A 16,877-nucleotide genomic window follows, 5' to 3' on the forward strand; every position below is an offset into this window, starting at 1 on the left:
GAAATGAAATTATACGAACTTATAAAGGATGTGGCAGAGACCTCTCTGCCCGATATGGAAATAACAGGTATCACCTCCGATACAAGAGCGGAGGTCACTGAGGGCAGCATATTCGTATGCATAAAGGGCAAGACCTTTGACGGCCACGATGCTGCTCAGCAGATGCTCGACAAGGGCTGCGCTGCAGTTGTCTGCGAAAGAGATCTCGGTCTTGAAAGACAGATAATCGTCACCGATACAAGAGCCGCTTTCCCCATGCTGTGTTCAGCATGGTTCGGTCACCCCGAGAGAGAACTGGAACTCATAGGAGTTACAGGCACTAACGGAAAGACTACTATCACCACCGTCATTAAGAAAGTTCTCAGCGGCTTCGGCTTCAAGGTAGGCCTTATAGGTACCTGCCAGAACGAGATAGGCGATAAGATCATACCAACAGCCAGAACTACTCCCGAGCCCTATGACCTGTTTGAGCTGTTCCGCAAAATGGCGGATGAAGGATGTAAATACACCGTAATGGAAGTATCATCTCAGGGACTTGAACAGAAGAGAGTGCAGGGCTGCCATTTCAAGGCAGGTATATTCACCAATCTTACCCAGGATCACCTTGATGTTCACGGCACCATGGAGAACTACTATCAGGCAAAGAAGATGCTGTTCGATATATGCGATACAGCCATAATAAATACCGATGACGAGTACGGCAGACGTTATGTCACAGAGATACCCTGCCCCTATAAGACATATTCGGTAAACGGCAAAGCCGATTTCCGCGCCGAGGACGTTATGCTTGGCACAACAGGCGTAAAGTACGTCTTCTGTGACGGCAAGGTAAAAAAGAATGTCAGCTTTAATATGCCCGGACTTTTCAACGTATCCAACTCCCTGGCGGTAATCGCCTGCATGGAAGTGCTCGGATTCACCCCTTGCAATACCATAAAGGAATTCGAGAAGATACAGGGTGTCCGCGGCAGAGCCGAGATAATCCCCACGGGACGTGACTTCACGGTTATATGTGACTACGCACACACTCCCGATGCGCTGATAAATGTGCTCTCAGCTATCAAGGAGGGCTCAAAGGGCAAGGTCAAGTGCCTGTTCGGATGCGGCGGCAACCGCGACCGTACAAAGCGTGCACCAATGGCAGCAGCCGCTGCCGAACACGCAGATTTCCTGATAGTTACATCGGATAATCCCAGAGATGAAGATCCCGATGATATAATAAACGATGTTCTCAAAGGTCTTGAAGGCAAGGATACTCCCTATGTCCGCATGACCGACAGACGCGAGGCTATACACTGGGCGATAAAGAATGCCGAAAAAGACGATATCATCGTGCTGGCAGGCAAGGGTCACGAAGACTACCAGATACTGGCAGGCGGTGTAAAGATACATTTCGATGAACGCGAAGTAGTAGCTGACGCACTGAAGGAGATCTGACGGATAACTCAACAAGTCAAGATAAGGTGGGAAAAGCAATGGAAAAATTAATGCTTTCAGAAATAATAGAGGCAGTAAGAGGAAGCTACGGCTACCCTGCCAATGTGGAGGTCAAGGATATCTCCACCGATACAAGGACCATAACCGAGGGTTCCCTGTTCATAGCACTAAAGGGCGCTAATTTTGACGGTCATGACTTTGCCGCAAAGGCAATGGAACTCGGTGCGATAGCTGTTGTAACGGAAAGACCCGTAGACGGTGCCAGATGCCTTATCGTGGATTCCACAGCACAGGCACTGCTTGATTCAGCCTCCTACTACCGCAGCAAGTTCGATATACCGCTGGTGGGAATAACAGGCAGCGTGGGCAAGACAACTACCAAGGAAATGATATACAGCGTCCTTTCCCGCAGCTTCAAGACCCTCAAAACAGAAGCCAACCACAATAACGAAGTAGGTATGCCAAAGACCCTGCTGGAGCTTGACAATACTCATCAGGCTGCTGTAATAGAGATGGGCATGAACCACAAGGGCGAGATATCGAGAATGTCCACAAGCTGCAAGCCGACTATATGTGTCATCACCAATATAGGTGTATCTCATATAGAGAACCTCGGTTCGCAGGAGGGTATACTAAAAGCCAAAATGGAGATACTCGACGGTGCTTCCGCCGATGCGCCGCTGATACTCTGCCGCGATGACAAACTTCTTGCAAAAGCTGAGATATACGGCGGCAGACAGGTGTGGTATTACTCAGTCTCCAAAAAGGACTGTGATGTATACGCATCCGATATCGCCGCTGACAGCAAGGGCATAAGCTTCACTATACACTATAAGAGAGAAAAGCTCAACGCAAGGATAAACTGCCTTGGCGAGCATAATGTAAAGAACGCACTGGCTGCCTTCTGCGCAGGTGCGGCGGCAGGTATGGAGAATGAAGATATCATCGCAGGCCTTGCCGATTTCAGACCCGAGGGTATGCGCCAGAACATCATCACCGAAAACGGCATGACCTTCGTGCTGGACTGCTACAACGCAGCTCCCGATTCCATGAAGGCAAGCCTTTCTGTACTGAGCCAGATATCCGTCCGCGGCAGACGTTTTGCTGTGCTTGGTGATATGCTGGAGCTCGGCAAGGGTACCGCGAGATATCACCGTACAGTCGGTGAATATGTCAAGGCTTCAAAGACAGATGTGCTCCTCTGCTACGGAAAGAATTCCACATACTATATAGAAGGTGCCTGCGACAAGGGCTTCGACCGCGAGAATACTAAGCATTTTGAATCTCACGAGGAACTTGTGGAGTATCTGAAGGCTAACCTCAAAGAGGGCGATGCTGTGCTGTTCAAGGGCAGCCGCGGCATGAAGCTTGAAGAAGTATACGAGGCGATAAAACAGGCGTGAAGCTGACATTTATCATATTCGCCCTTCAGCTTGCTGTGGGCGGACTTGCAGGGCGGCTTTTCATACCCGCCTTCAGAAAAATGAAAACAGGAAAATTCGAGATATACATCGGTGACCGTTTCAGACAGGACGGTTCAGAACCACGGGGCGGAGGGGCGCTTATGTACCTCTGCTTTGTGACTGCCTGCTTTGCAGCGGCTGCTGCGGAGGGTTTTGGTGCCGATGCCATAAGGGCAGCGGCTTTCACGGCTATATTCGCCGCAGTGCTGACTGCTGTGGGACTTATGGAAGACTATGACCGTGACGTGCGCGGCGGAATAGGTATGAAAAGCAGGTACAGGGTGACGATAAAGCTTCTGCTGTGCGGAGGATACACGGCACTCATGGGACTTTTCGGTTACCGCTGTGATATGGTGCTTCTGCCATTCAGGTGGGGCTATCTTGATCTCGGATGGGCTTATATACCGCTGAATGCACTGCTGATGACTGTTATCATCACAGCGGCGGAGATATGCGACTGCCAGAAAGGTATACATGAAACAGGGATAGACGGACTTTGTCCGATGACGATGTTCGTAAGCTTTCTGGGACTTTTTGCGGCTTTCGGTGACGGCAGCCGCGAGATAGTAAAAGTTATATCCCTTTGTGCAGCAGGAAGCTGCGCAGGGTATCTGATATGGGGCGCTAAGCCCTCAAAGCTGTTCCTCGGTCAGTCGGGCGGACTTTTTCTGGGGAGCATGATGTGTGGAATACTGATGCTTTCAGGGCTGCACGGAGCGGTGCTGCTTGCTATGGCAGTACCATTCATAGAGCTTGCTGCACATTTATTGCAGCGGGCAGTATTCAAAAAGAATAAAAAGCTGCTGTTCAAAGGGGCGACCCTACATGAGCATTTTCGCAACATCGGGTGGAGCGAATACCGCATCACCGCAGTGTATGCAGCAGCGCAGGCATTGTTCTGCGCAGGGGCAGCGGCTTACAGTATATATGAAGCAAGGCTAGTGATCAATTAGTCTTGTAATGATAGTGAGCGGAGGTACAGCATTAATGGCTGATAAGGGTATATACCGCGACCGCGACGGCGGTCTTACACTGAACAATCACCTGCTGGTCAGACAACCTGTGGCGCAGGCGAGAAAAAAACTCAACTTCAATTTCAAGTCCATAAACAAAGGCGTTGATATGCCGTTTTTGCTGCTGATACTTATGCTGCTGGGCTTCGGAGTGCTGATGATGTTCTCAGCCTCCTACGCATGGGGCATAAACGATATGGGCGACGGCTACTACTACGCAAAAAAACAGCTGACCTTCGCAGGCATCGGTCTTGTCGGTATGCTGTTCGTATCTATGCTGGATTATCACTTCTTCCAGAATACGGCAGTTTGTTATCTGTTTTTCGGCGTGATGTATGTCATGTGTCTGTATGCGGCATTCTTCGGATCGTCAACAGCGGATGCGAGCCGATGGATAAATCTGGGATTTGTACAGTTCCAGCCCTCCGAGCTCCTTAAAGTATCCTTCATAATAATATTCGCATATATCATGGCGGTAAATTTCCCAAAATTCAATAACTGGAAGTACTGCGTAATACCCTTCACGGTGATAATGGGTCTTTCCGTTATCGTACTGGGGCTTCAGCGTCATATGTCTGCGGTGCTGATCATAGGTATCATCGGTGTCAGCATGATGTTCGTCAGCGGTATGCCCGCAAAAACCTTCTGGAAATTCATTGGTATACTGGCTGCCGTGGCTTTACTGGGTCTTGCCATACTTCTCATGGCAGGCAAATTCTCATATATACAGGAGAGAATAGACGGCTGGCGCAATCCCGAGGCTGATATACAGAACAATACCTGGCAGACCTACAATTCCCTCGTTGCCATAGGCTCAGGCGGATGGTTCGGTCTTGGATTCGGTGAATCAAGGCAGAAATTCCTCTACCTCCCCGAGGCGCAGAACGACTTCGTCTTCGCTATAATATGCGAAGAACTGGGATTCGTGGGCGCACTGGTAGTTGTGGTGCTGTTCGTTATATTCGTGCTGAGAGGCTTCTATATAGCTTCAAACGCCAAGGACAGATTCGGTATGCTGGTGGCTGCGGGCATTACGATACAGATAGGTATACAGGCTTTCCTGAATATAATGGTCGCTTCAAACTCCTTCCCGAATACAGGTATATCCCTGCCGTTTTTCAGCTACGGAGGTACCGCGCTGATAATACAGCTGGCAGAAATGGGAATACTGCTCAGTATCTCACGTCAGGGTAATATCAAAAAATAATATCCTGCTTTTCGGGATATGGTATAAAATATATGACTTATACTTTAAAGCACCTGTTTTTTGTTAACTGTTAACCTAAAACTATTGCTTTGTTAATAATAATTTATTATAATAGAAATGATAATCCGACAGACTGTAATTACAGCCCGTCAGGGATAAGAAAGAGGTATCTGCTGTATGCTCAGAGTACTGCTGGCAGGCGGCGGCACAGCGGGTCATGTTAACCCCGCACTTGCCATCGCTGAGATAATAAAAGAAAACTACCCCGATGCTGAGATATGCTTTGCGGGAAATCCCGATAAACTGGAATCAAAGCTGGTCCCTAAGGCGGGATATAAATTTGAACCCCTGAAAATAGAGGGCTTCCAGAGAAAGATAAATGCTGAAAACATCAAAAGGAACTTCCGCGCAGCCGTGTATCTGGCCAGATCCGGCAGCAGATGCAAGGAGATCATCAAAGGCTTCAAGCCCGATCTTGTCATAGGCACAGGCGGCTATGTAAGCGGTCCGGTTGTAAGGGCTGCGGCTAATATGGGCATAAGAACTGCCATACATGAACAGAATGCTTTTGCGGGCGTGACAAACAAGATACTCTCCAAAAAAGTCGATGTGGTCATGATGACAGTGGAAGAGTCAAGGAAGAATTTCCCCGATGCTAAAAAATGCGTTGTAACAGGTCTTCCCGTCAGGGGAGGCTTCGGCAGACTTACAAAAGCTGAAGCACGCCAAAAGCTGGGTATCCCCGAGGATGCACAGGTCGTGCTTTCCGCCGGCGGAAGTCTTGGTTCAAAAGTTCTGAACGAAAACATCATGAAGCTGTTCAAGTGGTATCAGAGCGAGGGCAGAGAGGTGTATCATATACACTCCTACGGCACCTACAAGGATTATGAAAACTTCATAGAGGACTGCGAAAAGCAGGGAATAAAACTCAAAGGCAACGATCACCGCATGGTGGACAGCTATGTTGATATGCCTAAGGCTATGGCAGCCTGTGACCTTATCATCACACGCTGCGGTGCGGCATCACTGGCTGAGATCGAAGCCATGGGCAGATGCTCGGTACTGATACCCTCCCCATGGGTAGCCGAGAACCACCAGTACCATAACGGTATGGTGCTGCAGAATGCAGGCGCAGGAATGGTCATCGAGGAAAAAGACCTTACTGAGGATAAGTTCATCGGTGCGGTCAGGGATTATCTCGACAACCCCGATAAACTGAGAGAATGCTCCGAAAAGGCAGCAGCTCTCCATATAAAAGATACAAAGGAACGCATTATGAACTGCCTCAGACCCCTTATAAAGAAATAACAATACGTATATTATGTGAAGGATGGTTTAATTTGGCAATAGACAGATCTATACAGACTAAGCGTTCAGGCTCGGGAAATACTATGGATACTCTGAGAGTGCCCGACAAGCTGGATATGGACAAGCTCAGCCATAATACTTACAGAGGGTCTAAAACCAATGCCGTTGCAGATGAGATATTCTCAGGCGGAAGGTATACAAAACAGACCCGTTTCGGTGCTGCCGATGAAAAGTATGAGGGCGCAGAGCAAAGAAGAAAACGCGAAGGCACCGAAGATGCTGAAAACATCAAGTCAAGATCAGCCAGGCATAAAAAAGACCCCGACAGGCTGCATCAGGGTGTAAAAGTCGGTTCTTCCTATGTTGAAAGAAAAAAGGTGATAATATGGATCACCGTTGCACTGGTGCTTCTTGCCTGTGCACTGCTTTTCCTGCCGCCGCTGATGAACAGCACCTCGGGAGAAACAAGGGTCGATCATAACAGGAACATCTTCGAGAAAATGGGCATGACCGAGTTCAAGACCTTTGCACTGTCGAACTACTCGGTATATAACCAGGAAGCTTTTTCTTCCGAGAAAAACGAGAACTACCGTATAATAGAGATGACTGTCCATGTGCAGAACTCTTCGCCTTTTCAGGTTACTATACCCCAGTATAAGGCGCTTCACGTACCAAAAATGTACGAGGATAAATTATGCTATGTTTCCTCAGCCAGAATGACCACCACAAGCGACGGCACACGCAAGGTCGCAGGTGATGTCATCGAAGGCTTCTCCGGCAAGGATGTCACTATCGAGATGATGATAAATGTCAAGGATATGACAGAGGAAGAACTGGATGAATGTGTTACCGGCATGGTACTCACTACCGTCGGCGCAAAGAAGAAAATAGCAAAGAAAGTAACCGTACCTTGTATACCTGCTGTCCTCTTCATATCCGATGCTGTTACCGTCCACCTGGAACCTCAGTAAAAAAGTAACATAATACAGACCTTATGCATAGTATGAGCTATACTTCATCTGAAAGGGGCATAGCTTATGCAGAAGCTTATAATAAACGGCGGAAAACGGCTGTGCGGTGAGATACGGGTGCAGGGCGCAAAAAACAGTGCGCTGCCACTGCTGGCAGGGTGTCTGCTGACAGATGGCAGAACAGTGCTGAAACGCTGTCCCGAACTTACAGACGTTTTTGCCGCCTGCAGGATACTTAACGAACTGGGCTGCAAATGCAGCTTCAGACAGGGTACTGCCACGACCGATGCCGACAGTGCCGCAGGCTTCAGGATAACCGAGGAACTCATGCGCGAGATGCGAAGTTCCATAGTGTTTCTGGGCGCTGTGCTGGGCAGGCATGGCAGATGTGAACTCAGCTACCCGGGAGGATGCGAGCTTGGTCCCCGACCGATAGATATGCATCTTTCCGCACTCAGACAGCTGGGTGTGAAGATACATGAGGAACACGGCAGGATAAGCTGCACCTGTCCCAGAGGGCTGAAAGGCGCTTCCATAAGTCTGCCCTTCCCTTCTGTGGGAGCCACTGAAAATATCATGCTCGCCGCTGTATGTGCTGACGGCGATACCGTTATACACAATGCAGCCCGTGAACCCGAGATCACAGATCTTGCAAACTTCCTTGTACGCTGCGGTGCTGACATAAAAGGCGCAGGCTGCAGCACTGTGCGTATCTCAGGTGTGAAAAAACTCCGCGGATGTGAGTATGATGTCATGCCCGACAGGATAGCAGCAGCGACATATATGGCTGCTGCAGCTTCAACAGGCGGTGAGCTGGGTCTTACAGATATCAGCTGCGATGACCTTCAGGCTGTCACCTCTGTTTTCGAGGAGATGGGAGCTGCGGTGTACTCCGCAGGCAGCAGGATATTCATAAGCTGCAAGGCTCCGCTGAAAGCTGTGCGCATAATAAGAACTATGCCGTACCCGGGCTTCCCCACCGATGCCCAGGCTGTTGTAATGGCAGCGCTGACTACGGCACGCGGCAGCAGTATGATGGTGGAAAATATATTTGAAAGCAGATTCCGCCATGTGGACGAATTAGTGCGCATGGGGGCTGATATAAAAGTATCGGACAGAACGGCTGTGATACAAGGCGTCAAAAAACTATGCGGCGCAAATGTCAGAGCCCATGACCTGCGGGGCGGCGCAGCCCTTACGATCGCTGCACTGGGCGCTGAGGGTACTTCCTCAGTAGGCTGTGTCGGGTATATCGACAGAGGGTATGAGCTCATAGAAAACGTGCTGAGCTCAGTCGGCGCTGATATACGCAGAGAGTTCTGACGAAGAATATGTAAAGATGAATACAGAGGAAAGATAATACATGAATGATAATTATGAAAACGAACCTGTGCCTGCGATGACAGCCAAAAAACCGGCACGAAAGCTGGATCTGCGTATGCTGTACGCGGGCGCGGCAGTCACCGCGGCAGTGGTGATACTTCTCCTGTGCATGACGGTATTTTTCAATGTCAGCAACGTGGAGATCCGGGGCGTGAGCCTCTATACCGATGACCAGATAATCAACGTCGGGGGGATATACGAGGATATGAACCTTGTAAGAACAGATCCCGCCCGCGCCGAAAAGCGGCTTACGGATAATCTCGTTTACATAGACGAGGTCAAGATTTCCAAGTCATACCCCTCAACAGTTGTTATCGACTGCAAGGAGGCTGTCAAGGCTGCCGATATCGAATATGAAGGCGGCTACTATGTGCTGAGCTATTCGGGACGTATCCTGGAAGCCGACAATCCCGAACCCACAGGGGATATCCCCATAGTCACAGGCTTTAAATTCTATGTGGCTGAGGATCAGATAGAAAAAGGCGCCGAGCTTACCGAAGAGGAGATATTCGCTTACCGTGCCCCCGGAGCAAAGCTCAGATCAGAGGACGATTACAGCGACAAGATACTCATCGACCTGCTGAACGGACTGAAGGATCAGGGCTTTGAAAAGGTCAAGAACATAGATATGACCTCCCGCGCAAATATACTTATGAACGTGGATAACAGGCTCGATATAAAGCTGGGCAGCTCCGCGGATATAGAGTATAAACTCAGCTACTTCAAGGCTGTTATGGGCAAGCTTGCCGAGAACTACGAGGGAACCCTTATTTATAACGGTTCTGAGAACGGAGTTTCGGCTATACCTAAGGATCAGTACCTCGGAAAGCCTACCTTTGCCAAGGATCCCGAAAAGCCCAAAGACGAAAGCAAGGCTGAGGATGAAACCGCCGATAATACCGATAATACCGATAATACCGAAAATGCTGATAATACCGCTGAAGATCAGAACACTGAGGTCAACGGCGATAATGCTGATGATAACACCGAAAATATCCAGGAAGGCGAACAGTACTACGATAACGGAGACTGGACGGATAATACCTGGGATGACGGACAGTACTATGATTACGGCGATCAGAACTATGATTACGGCGATCAGAACTATGATAACGGCGGCTGGTATGATGATACCAACGGCGGCGGCGAATACTATTGGTAAGTTTATCAATTAACAAAAAATTAACAGTCGAAATGGCATTAAATTGTCAAAATCCTTTACAATTCGGGAAATTTGTGATATAGTATTAGTGTATCTAATTATGTTCTTCGGGTCGAGCTATACACAGACAGAAGAAATAACGGTTAATTACCCGAGGGATATGTGAAAAATTTTCAGGAGGATGTTTACTATGAGTTACGAATTTGTAGAAGAGCCCCTTGTTGGCGCAAGCATTAAAGTCATCGGCGTTGGCGGCGGCGGCGGAAACGCACTTAACGGCATTGCCGAGGCAGGTATACAGGGTAATGTTGAGTATATAGCAGTTAATACTGATATACAGGCACTTAAAAAGTCACTGGCTGACAGACAGATACAGATAGGCGCTAAGCTCACCCACGGTCTGGGTGCAGGCGCAAAGCCCGAGATCGGTGAGGCTTCCGCACAGGAGAGCCAGGATGAGATCGCAGAGGCTATCAAGGATGCCGATATGGTATTCATCACCGCAGGTATGGGCGGCGGAACAGGTACAGGCGCAGCTCCTGTAGTAGCAGAGATCGCACAGAGCCTCGATAAGCTGACCATAGCTGTAGTTACCAAGCCCTTCAAGTTCGAAGGCGTAAAGAAGATGCAGAGAGCAGAGAGCGGTATCGAGCAGCTGGTAAAGCACGTTGATGCGCTGATCGTTATACCTAACCAGAACCTCATCACAAGCGATATGAGACTGACCATGAAGCAGTCCTACCAGATCGCAGATGAAGTACTGAAGACAGACGTTATCGCAATTGCTGAGATAATCACAAGACATGACGAGATAAACGTTGACTTCGCAGACGTTACCACCATACTCAAGGGTGCGGGCAGAGCTCACATAGCTATCGGCCACGGCGAAGGCAAGGATAAGGTACAGGATATCGTAGATCAGGTAATAGCTTCCAGAATACTGGAAACCTCTATCAGAGGCGCAAGAAGACTGATCGTAAACGTAAATATGTCCGAGGATCTGCTCATAAGCGATATGGACGAGCTGACAGCAGCTATCGCAGATGCAGCTGATGACGGCGCAGAGATCATCTTCGGTAACGGCACAAATCCTGATACAAAGGATTGCATGGACGTTACAGTTATCGCTGCAGATTTCGTTGACGGCATCCCTTCCGCTGCTAACTATCAGGAAGCAGCAGCACTCCAGCAGTCTCAGGTACAGGCTGTTCAGGCTGTACAGGCAGTATCCCCTGCTCCTTCCGCTCAGACATTCTCTTTCCAGAGAACAGAGGCTGATAAGAAGGCTGATGCTGAGGCTATGTACAAGGCAGGCGTAAAGGCAGCTGATAAGACAGATATCTACGATGATATCTTCAACGTATTCAAGAATAAGTGATCCAAGCTCTAAGACGAGTCCGGCGGCTCGTCTTTGCTTAACAGAATTTGTTCAGATATTCTGAATTAAGTTCAGCTATACTATTGAAGAACTAAACTGCAGCAACAACTGTACGGCGGCAGCTGAAAACAGCTTGATACCGACAAAAAACAGCATCCCACGGATAGAAATATGCACAATTTAAGAAGTGAATATTGTGTAGATTACTGAAATTTCGGGTTTATGCTCAAATCGTCAAATCAAGTGGTTGAAATAATTCTTTAATTATAGTATAATAAGGTAGTATAAAACTTTATTGCAAATAATATTTTCGCAAACATATATTCAGGAGGGAATTGAAAATGGCTAGTAATGGTTATTTGAGAACAGTAAGAGTCGGCGGCTTCGATAAGCAGGACGTTCTGCAGTATGTTGATGAGCTGACTTCCAAGATCTATCAGCTGGAAACTAAGGTCAAGGATCAGGAAGAACAGATAGACCAGCTCGAGCAGGGCGGCGGCGACACTAAGGGCGATGACGAGGCTAAGAAGGAGCTCGAGGCTAAAGTCGAGGAAGCTAAGCAGAAAATCGCTGAGCTGATGGCATCTACCGATACCATGAAAGTCAGGATCGCAGATTATGAGCAGCAGATAGCTGATAAGGATGCAGAGCTCGAGGATAAGAACGCTGAGATCGAAGCACTGAAGGACAAGGTAGCAGAGGCAGAGCAGAAGGCTGCTCAGACTGCTGACAGCGGTTCTCAGCAGGCATTCGATATGGGTCAGATCTTCGTACAGGCTCAGCAGACAGCTAATATGGCTATCGAGAAGGCAAGAGCAGATGCTAAGCAGATCACCGATGAGGCTGAGGCTCAGGCTAATCAGGTCATCGACGATGCTAACGCACAGGCTGAGGCTACCGTTACAAAGGCTAATACCGAGGCTGAGCAGACCATCAGCGCTGCTAAGGAAAGTGCAGAGGCTACTAAGTCCGAAGCAAAGAAAGAGGCAGATCAGGTCACTGGTGCTGCTTATTCCGAGGCTTCAAGAGTCAAGAAGGAAGCTGAAGAAGAGGCTGAAAGACTCATCAGCGATGCCAAGAGCAAGGCTGCAGCTATCAAGAACGACACTGTTGAGATCAGAACAGCTGTTAAGGAGCAGTTCACAAACCTCAGCGATACCGTTCAGAAGCTTGTAACATCCCTCAATGACCTGTACGGCAGCAGCATAGGTGCTGTTAATACTGCAAGAGATCTTATCGACGACGGTCTTGATATCGTTTCCGACGAAGAAGAATAATGGCAGAACTCAGAAAATTCCGCACAGAGGAGCTTAAAGCCAGAAGCAGCGAGCTCCGCTGCGGTGATAAGATACTGGTAACTGGTACAGTTTATACTGCAAGAGATGCAGCGCATAAAAGGTTCGCAGCACTGCTCGATGAGGGCAAGGAGCTGCCGATACCGCTGGAAGGCGCTGTGATATACTACGCAGGTCCCACACCCGCACCCGAGGGCAGACCGATCGGTTCATGCGGTCCCACTACTTCAGGCAGAATGGACAGGTTCGCTCCTCGTCTTCTTGATCTGGGTCTTGGCGGCATGATCGGTAAGGGCGAAAGATCGCAGGAGGTCAGGGACGCTGTTGTAAGAAATAAAGCTGTTTATCTATGTGCAGTCGGCGGCGCAGGTGCGCTTGCCTGCAATTGCATAAAGTCCTGTGAGGTCATCGCTTTTGAAGACCTCGGCTGTGAATCCGTAAAAAAGCTTTACGTTGAGGACTTCCCTCTTATCGTGGCAGATGATTGCTTCGGAGGAGATATTTTCTCAAGCGGCAGGGCTGAATACTGCACAGCAGAATAATGATATATACCGCGGCAGATTCATTTCTGCCGCTTTTTTGTTTGATATACATATATCTGACATTGAAACTTTGTGCAGTTTCATCCCATAAATATCCCCATTATCATACGTATATAAAGTGTACAACAAAGGAAAGGTGACTTCAAGCCGCCCTGAATATAAAGACATATATAACGGAGGTAATATTATGAATAACTCATATATCAAAAAAGCATTGTCTGCCGCCCTTGCAGCACTTGTGCTATCTATGACATCCTGCGGAAATATCACCGAAAAGAAAGATACACCGCCAACGAAAAAGCCCGATACTGATTCATCTTCAGCCACACCTTCCGATGAACCCGTAGTGACCTCCGACGAGTATTCCGATACACCCGCTCCCCTCTCTGTTGCGCCGCTGTCATCCGTCACCCTTGATGAAAATTATATCCTGCCCGATGCTGACTTCTATGCTTCCTACCGCGACTACGCCGCAGAGCTTTTCAAAGCAGTATGTACCGATGATATCAAATCGGGCAAAAACGCTATGATATCCCCCGAGAGCGTTATGATGGCACTTGGTATGACAGCCAACGGCGCTAAGGGCGATACCCTTTCACAGATGGAAACAGCCCTCGGCGGCAAGGGTATCGACGCTATAAACAACGCCATGCAGTACCGCATGAACAGATTCATGGCTAACGAAGATGTAAGCTTCAATGTCGCAAATTCCGTGTGGGTGCGCGATGATGCCAACCGTATACAGATGTCACAGGACTTCTGCGATAAGGTAAAGTCGGTGTACAACGCAGACAGCTTCCTTGCCCCCTTTGACAGCACAACCCTGGATGTTATAAACTCATGGGTAAACAAGAACACCAATAATATGATCCCCAATATACTCGATTATATCCCCGATGAAGCTGTTGCTTACCTTATTAATGCCATCGCTTTTGAGGGCGCATGGGCTGATAACTACGAGGTCTACCAGATATCCGAGGACGATAAATTCACTAACTACAAAGGTGAAGAAGAAAAAGCAGTTATGCTGTATTCTCAGGAGGGCAGCTATTTCTCAGATGAGAATACCACAGGCTTCATGAAAGACTACGAAGGTCATGACTACGCTTTCATGGCTATGCTCCCATCCGAAGACACTGATATCGCAGACTATGTCGCAGGTATTGACGGAGACAAGCTTAGCAAGCTGTGGCGTTCAGCAAGCGGCGATGTTAACGTGTGCATACCTGAATTTACATTTGATTACAACAGTGAACTCAGCGATGAACTGAAGTCTATGGGCATGGAGCTCCCCTTCACCGAATCAGCAGATTTTTCAGGCATGGCAGAAACCTCATCGGGTGCCCTCTATATCAACCGCGTCATCCACAAGACCCATATCGAGCTCGACCGCAACGGCACAAAGGCAGCTGCAGCTACCGCAGTAGTGATGACCGACGAATGCGCCATGGAGGAGGAAGAACCCAAGATAGTATACCTGAACAGACCCTTTGTATACGCTATAATAGATAAAGAAAGCGGTACTCCCATTTTCATAGGTGCTGTCAACACCTTAAATGGCTGACCCCCTGAGATCAGTTCCCTTCGGTTAGATCAAAACACACAAAAAACGTCCGACAGCTGCCATAAGGCAGTGCCGGACGTTTTTTGATTTATTACAAAAGCCCAAAACCGTCGATAGCTCAATACCAGCCGCCCATATTTCCGTCAGAACCGATCTGCTTGTTGGAAAGATTTATATTGTAGAAACTATCCGGAGATTGTTTCTTGCTGTCAGTATAGATCTTATCCCATGTGCCGGTACCGATAAAGTGAGCCTTGCTGGATGTATTAACGATGTATTCACCGTTTACGTATGTGACCAGTATACCCTTTCTGTAAAGCTGGATCATACGCACTTCACCTGTGTTGTTGTATACAACTACAAGTCCGAAGTTAGTATTATTGTCTTTAAGGTATTTAGCACAGTTCTTGGTATCTGAATTGTAGCTCAGCGGATTTACCTTCTTACCTTTTTCCCAGCTTTCCGAGAATGTCGCATCAAGCTGACCGGCTATAAGTCTGTCGATCGCCTGAGAACCCGTTGAAGTGCCGGGCTTGGAGGTCTTGTATACATTCCAGCTGTAGTTGGTGAAACAGCCTACTATCTCGTATTTTCTGTTTTTGTTATTGCCCTGTTCAAGATAAAGCACCTTGTTGAACGCCGCTGTCGATTCGCCATAATTAATTACCAGATGATCTGTCAAAGAACTTTCGATAGAAGTTTTTATCGTCTTTGTATCTGCGATAGCAGCAGCTATCTTTGCCTTTTTGATGAAGCTTATCAGATTCGGTACAAGCAGGCAGGACAAAATACCGACAATACATATAACAACAGATAATTCTACCAGAGTGAAACCCTTTTTATTATTATTTTTCATAAGCTCATCCCTTTCCATTATATTCTTATTACCACAAAATAGTAATTCTATCCCTTTATCTGTTACCTATATTATATCAGTTTTAGACAAAACAGTCAATGTTATTAATCTAATTTTGTAGACATACACAAATAAAGCGCATATAGTTTCCGCAATTTGACCAAATCACAAGTTGACTAATTTTACAAATTAAAAGCATCCATCAAGGTTTTAAACAGATAGGAAATGATTTTTGTTTCTAAGTTTTAACTAAATATTTCCCATGCTCAACAAGGCATAAAATAAGGAGCTGCTGCAGGTGTGCAACAGCTCCTTATTATCATAATACATAATTATAACGGTGTATTCACCACGTTCTGAGGTCTGCCGTCTATCCACGCTTTTACGTTGTCCGCTACTACCTCCAGCAGACGTATCCTTGTCTGTCTGGGTGCCCACGCGATATGGGGCGTTATCGTAGCATTCTTCGCATTTCTCAGGGGACAATCCTCACGCATAGGCTCAAATGTCAAAGCATCAATACCAGCACCTGCGATCACTTCCCTTTCCAGCGCATCTGCAAGGTCATACTCATTTACTACTCCGCCTCTTGCGGTATTCACAAAGTATGCCGTCGGCTTCATCTTGGAAAGAGCCTCTTTGTTTATCATTTCTTTGGTCTGCTCGTTCAGCGGACAATGCATAGTCACAACGTCGCTGGTTCTCAGCAGTTCATCAAGGCTCACAGCCCTTGCACCCTCACCGACTTTCTCGGGCGAACGTGTGAAGGTCACGACCTCCATGCCGAAAACTCTCGCTATCTCAGCCACGCGCCTGCCTATGCTGCCATAGCCGATTATACCTATCCTCATGCCCTTCAGCTCATAGGTAGGTATATAGAAGTAGGTGAACAGCTTGTAGTTGACCCAGTCACCGTTATCAACAGTATCTGCGTACTCCCTTATCCTGTTGAAATGGTTGAGTATCAGTGCAAAGGTATGCTGAGCCACCGAATCTGTGGAGTATGCAGGAACGTTGCATACAACTGCACCGTGGCTGTCAGCCGCCTTCAGGTCAACATTGTTGTAGCCCGTTGCAAAAAGCCCTACGTATTTAAGGTTCTTGCAGCTTTCAAAAACCTCCTCCGTGATAAGGCACTTGTTGCAGATGACCGCATCAGCATCACCTATCTTTTCAGCCACCTCATCATTGGGTGTGTAGCCGTATACCTCGCACTCCCCCAGAGAGGTTATCCCCTCCAGGCTCACATCTCCGCCGCGTGATACAGTTTCGCTGTCAAGGATCACTATCTTCATGCT

14 protein-coding genes are annotated in these 16,877 nt (G+C 47.8%); 12 read left to right on the forward strand and 2 right to left on the reverse strand.

Annotated features, from left to right (window positions below):
* Nucleotides 1–3: 3 nt before the first annotated feature.
* From RUMAL_RS15460 to RUMAL_RS15515, 12 genes are all read left to right on the forward strand, one after another.
* A complete protein-coding gene (locus tag RUMAL_RS15460; protein ID WP_013499622.1) occupies nt 4–1,437 on the forward strand; it encodes a UDP-N-acetylmuramoyl-L-alanyl-D-glutamate--2,6-diaminopimelate ligase in 1,434 nt (477 codons plus the stop codon).
* A gap of 38 nt (nt 1,438–1,475) precedes the next feature.
* A complete protein-coding gene (locus RUMAL_RS15465; protein ID WP_013499623.1) occupies nt 1,476–2,840 on the forward strand; it encodes a UDP-N-acetylmuramoyl-tripeptide--D-alanyl-D-alanine ligase in 1,365 nt (454 codons plus the stop codon).
* The gene (locus RUMAL_RS15470) at nt 2,837–3,853 is read left to right on the forward strand and encodes a glycosyltransferase family 4 protein (protein ID WP_013499624.1); all 1,017 of its coding nucleotides are present in this window, start codon (nt 2,837–2,839) and stop codon (nt 3,851–3,853) included. Before RUMAL_RS15465 ends, RUMAL_RS15470 begins: the two co-directional genes overlap by 4 nt.
* Before the next feature lie 34 nt (nt 3,854–3,887).
* Nucleotides 3,888–5,120 carry an FtsW/RodA/SpoVE family cell cycle protein gene (locus tag RUMAL_RS15475; protein ID WP_013499625.1) on the forward strand — a complete coding sequence of 411 codons (1,233 nt, stop codon included), beginning with the start codon at nt 3,888–3,890 and terminating at the stop codon, nt 5,118–5,120.
* A gap of 177 nt (nt 5,121–5,297) precedes the next feature.
* Complete coding sequence (locus RUMAL_RS15480) at nt 5,298–6,428, forward strand: UDP-N-acetylglucosamine--N-acetylmuramyl-(pentapeptide) pyrophosphoryl-undecaprenol N-acetylglucosamine transferase (protein ID WP_013499626.1); 1,131 nt, start codon at nt 5,298–5,300, stop codon at nt 6,426–6,428.
* A gap of 32 nt (nt 6,429–6,460) precedes the next feature.
* Nucleotides 6,461–7,399: a hypothetical protein gene (locus RUMAL_RS15485; RefSeq protein ID WP_013499627.1), complete on the forward strand. Its 939-nt coding sequence runs from the start codon at nt 6,461–6,463 to the stop codon at nt 7,397–7,399.
* 66 nt (nt 7,400–7,465) lie between these two features.
* A complete protein-coding gene (gene murA, locus RUMAL_RS15490; protein WP_013499628.1) occupies nt 7,466–8,722 on the forward strand; it encodes a UDP-N-acetylglucosamine 1-carboxyvinyltransferase in 1,257 nt (418 codons plus the stop codon).
* A gap of 40 nt (nt 8,723–8,762) precedes the next feature.
* Complete coding sequence (locus RUMAL_RS15495) at nt 8,763–9,944, forward strand: cell division protein FtsQ/DivIB (RefSeq protein ID WP_013499629.1); 1,182 nt, start codon at nt 8,763–8,765, stop codon at nt 9,942–9,944.
* 190 nt (nt 9,945–10,134) lie between these two features.
* Complete coding sequence (gene ftsZ / locus RUMAL_RS15500; RefSeq protein WP_013499630.1) at nt 10,135–11,322, forward strand: cell division protein FtsZ; 1,188 nt, start codon at nt 10,135–10,137, stop codon at nt 11,320–11,322.
* A 341-nt stretch (nt 11,323–11,663) separates the two neighbouring features.
* Complete coding sequence (locus RUMAL_RS15505) at nt 11,664–12,599, forward strand: coiled-coil domain-containing protein (RefSeq protein WP_013499631.1); 936 nt, start codon at nt 11,664–11,666, stop codon at nt 12,597–12,599.
* Nucleotides 12,599–13,159 (forward strand): FumA C-terminus/TtdB family hydratase beta subunit, encoded by a 561-nt coding sequence (locus tag RUMAL_RS15510; protein WP_013499632.1) that lies wholly within the window; start codon nt 12,599–12,601, stop codon nt 13,157–13,159. Before RUMAL_RS15505 ends, RUMAL_RS15510 begins: the two co-directional genes overlap by 1 nt.
* A gap of 187 nt (nt 13,160–13,346) precedes the next feature.
* On the forward strand, nt 13,347–14,723 hold the full coding sequence (locus RUMAL_RS15515) for a serpin family protein (protein ID WP_013499633.1): 1,377 nt from the start codon (nt 13,347–13,349) through the stop codon (nt 14,721–14,723).
* A gap of 118 nt (nt 14,724–14,841) precedes the next feature.
* Here RUMAL_RS15515 and RUMAL_RS15520 read toward each other — a convergent pair whose 3' ends face one another.
* Together RUMAL_RS15520 and RUMAL_RS15525 are read right to left on the reverse strand one after the other, a co-directional pair.
* A complete protein-coding gene (locus RUMAL_RS15520) occupies nt 14,842–15,579 on the reverse strand; it encodes a type II secretion system protein (RefSeq protein ID WP_154662723.1) in 738 nt (245 codons plus the stop codon).
* A gap of 332 nt (nt 15,580–15,911) precedes the next feature.
* A complete protein-coding gene (locus RUMAL_RS15525; RefSeq protein WP_013499635.1) occupies nt 15,912–16,874 on the reverse strand; it encodes a D-2-hydroxyacid dehydrogenase in 963 nt (320 codons plus the stop codon).
* Nucleotides 16,875–16,877: the final 3 nt, after the last annotated feature.

Origin of the sequence: Ruminococcus albus 7 = DSM 20455, from assembly GCF_000179635.2 — a bacterium.
Taxonomy (GTDB): domain Bacteria; phylum Bacillota; class Clostridia; order Oscillospirales; family Ruminococcaceae; genus Hominimerdicola; species Hominimerdicola alba.

What these genes read in the sequence shown, in the direction of transcription:
- RUMAL_RS15460 (WP_013499622.1), top strand. Translation starts at nt 4, where the DNA reads ATGAAATTATACGAACTTATAAAGGATGTGGCAGAGACCTCTCTGCCC.
- RUMAL_RS15465 (WP_013499623.1), top strand. Translation starts at nt 1,476, where the DNA reads ATGGAAAAATTAATGCTTTCAGAAATAATAGAGGCAGTAAGAGGAAGC.
- RUMAL_RS15475 (WP_013499625.1), top strand. Translation starts at nt 3,888, where the DNA reads ATGGCTGATAAGGGTATATACCGCGACCGCGACGGCGGTCTTACACTG.
- RUMAL_RS15480 (WP_013499626.1), top strand. Translation starts at nt 5,298, where the DNA reads ATGCTCAGAGTACTGCTGGCAGGCGGCGGCACAGCGGGTCATGTTAAC.
- murA (WP_013499628.1), top strand. Translation starts at nt 7,466, where the DNA reads ATGCAGAAGCTTATAATAAACGGCGGAAAACGGCTGTGCGGTGAGATA.
- RUMAL_RS15495 (WP_013499629.1), top strand. Translation starts at nt 8,763, where the DNA reads ATGAATGATAATTATGAAAACGAACCTGTGCCTGCGATGACAGCCAAA.
- ftsZ (WP_013499630.1), top strand. Translation starts at nt 10,135, where the DNA reads ATGAGTTACGAATTTGTAGAAGAGCCCCTTGTTGGCGCAAGCATTAAA.
- RUMAL_RS15505 (WP_013499631.1), top strand. Translation starts at nt 11,664, where the DNA reads ATGGCTAGTAATGGTTATTTGAGAACAGTAAGAGTCGGCGGCTTCGAT.
- RUMAL_RS15510 (WP_013499632.1), top strand. Translation starts at nt 12,599, where the DNA reads ATGGCAGAACTCAGAAAATTCCGCACAGAGGAGCTTAAAGCCAGAAGC.
- RUMAL_RS15515 (WP_013499633.1), top strand. Translation starts at nt 13,347, where the DNA reads ATGAATAACTCATATATCAAAAAAGCATTGTCTGCCGCCCTTGCAGCA.
- RUMAL_RS15520 (WP_154662723.1), bottom strand. Translation starts at nt 15,579, where the DNA reads ATGAAAAATAATAATAAAAAGGGTTTCACTCTGGTAGAATTATCTGTT.
- RUMAL_RS15525 (WP_013499635.1), bottom strand. Translation starts at nt 16,874, where the DNA reads ATGAAGATAGTGATCCTTGACAGCGAAACTGTATCACGCGGCGGAGAT.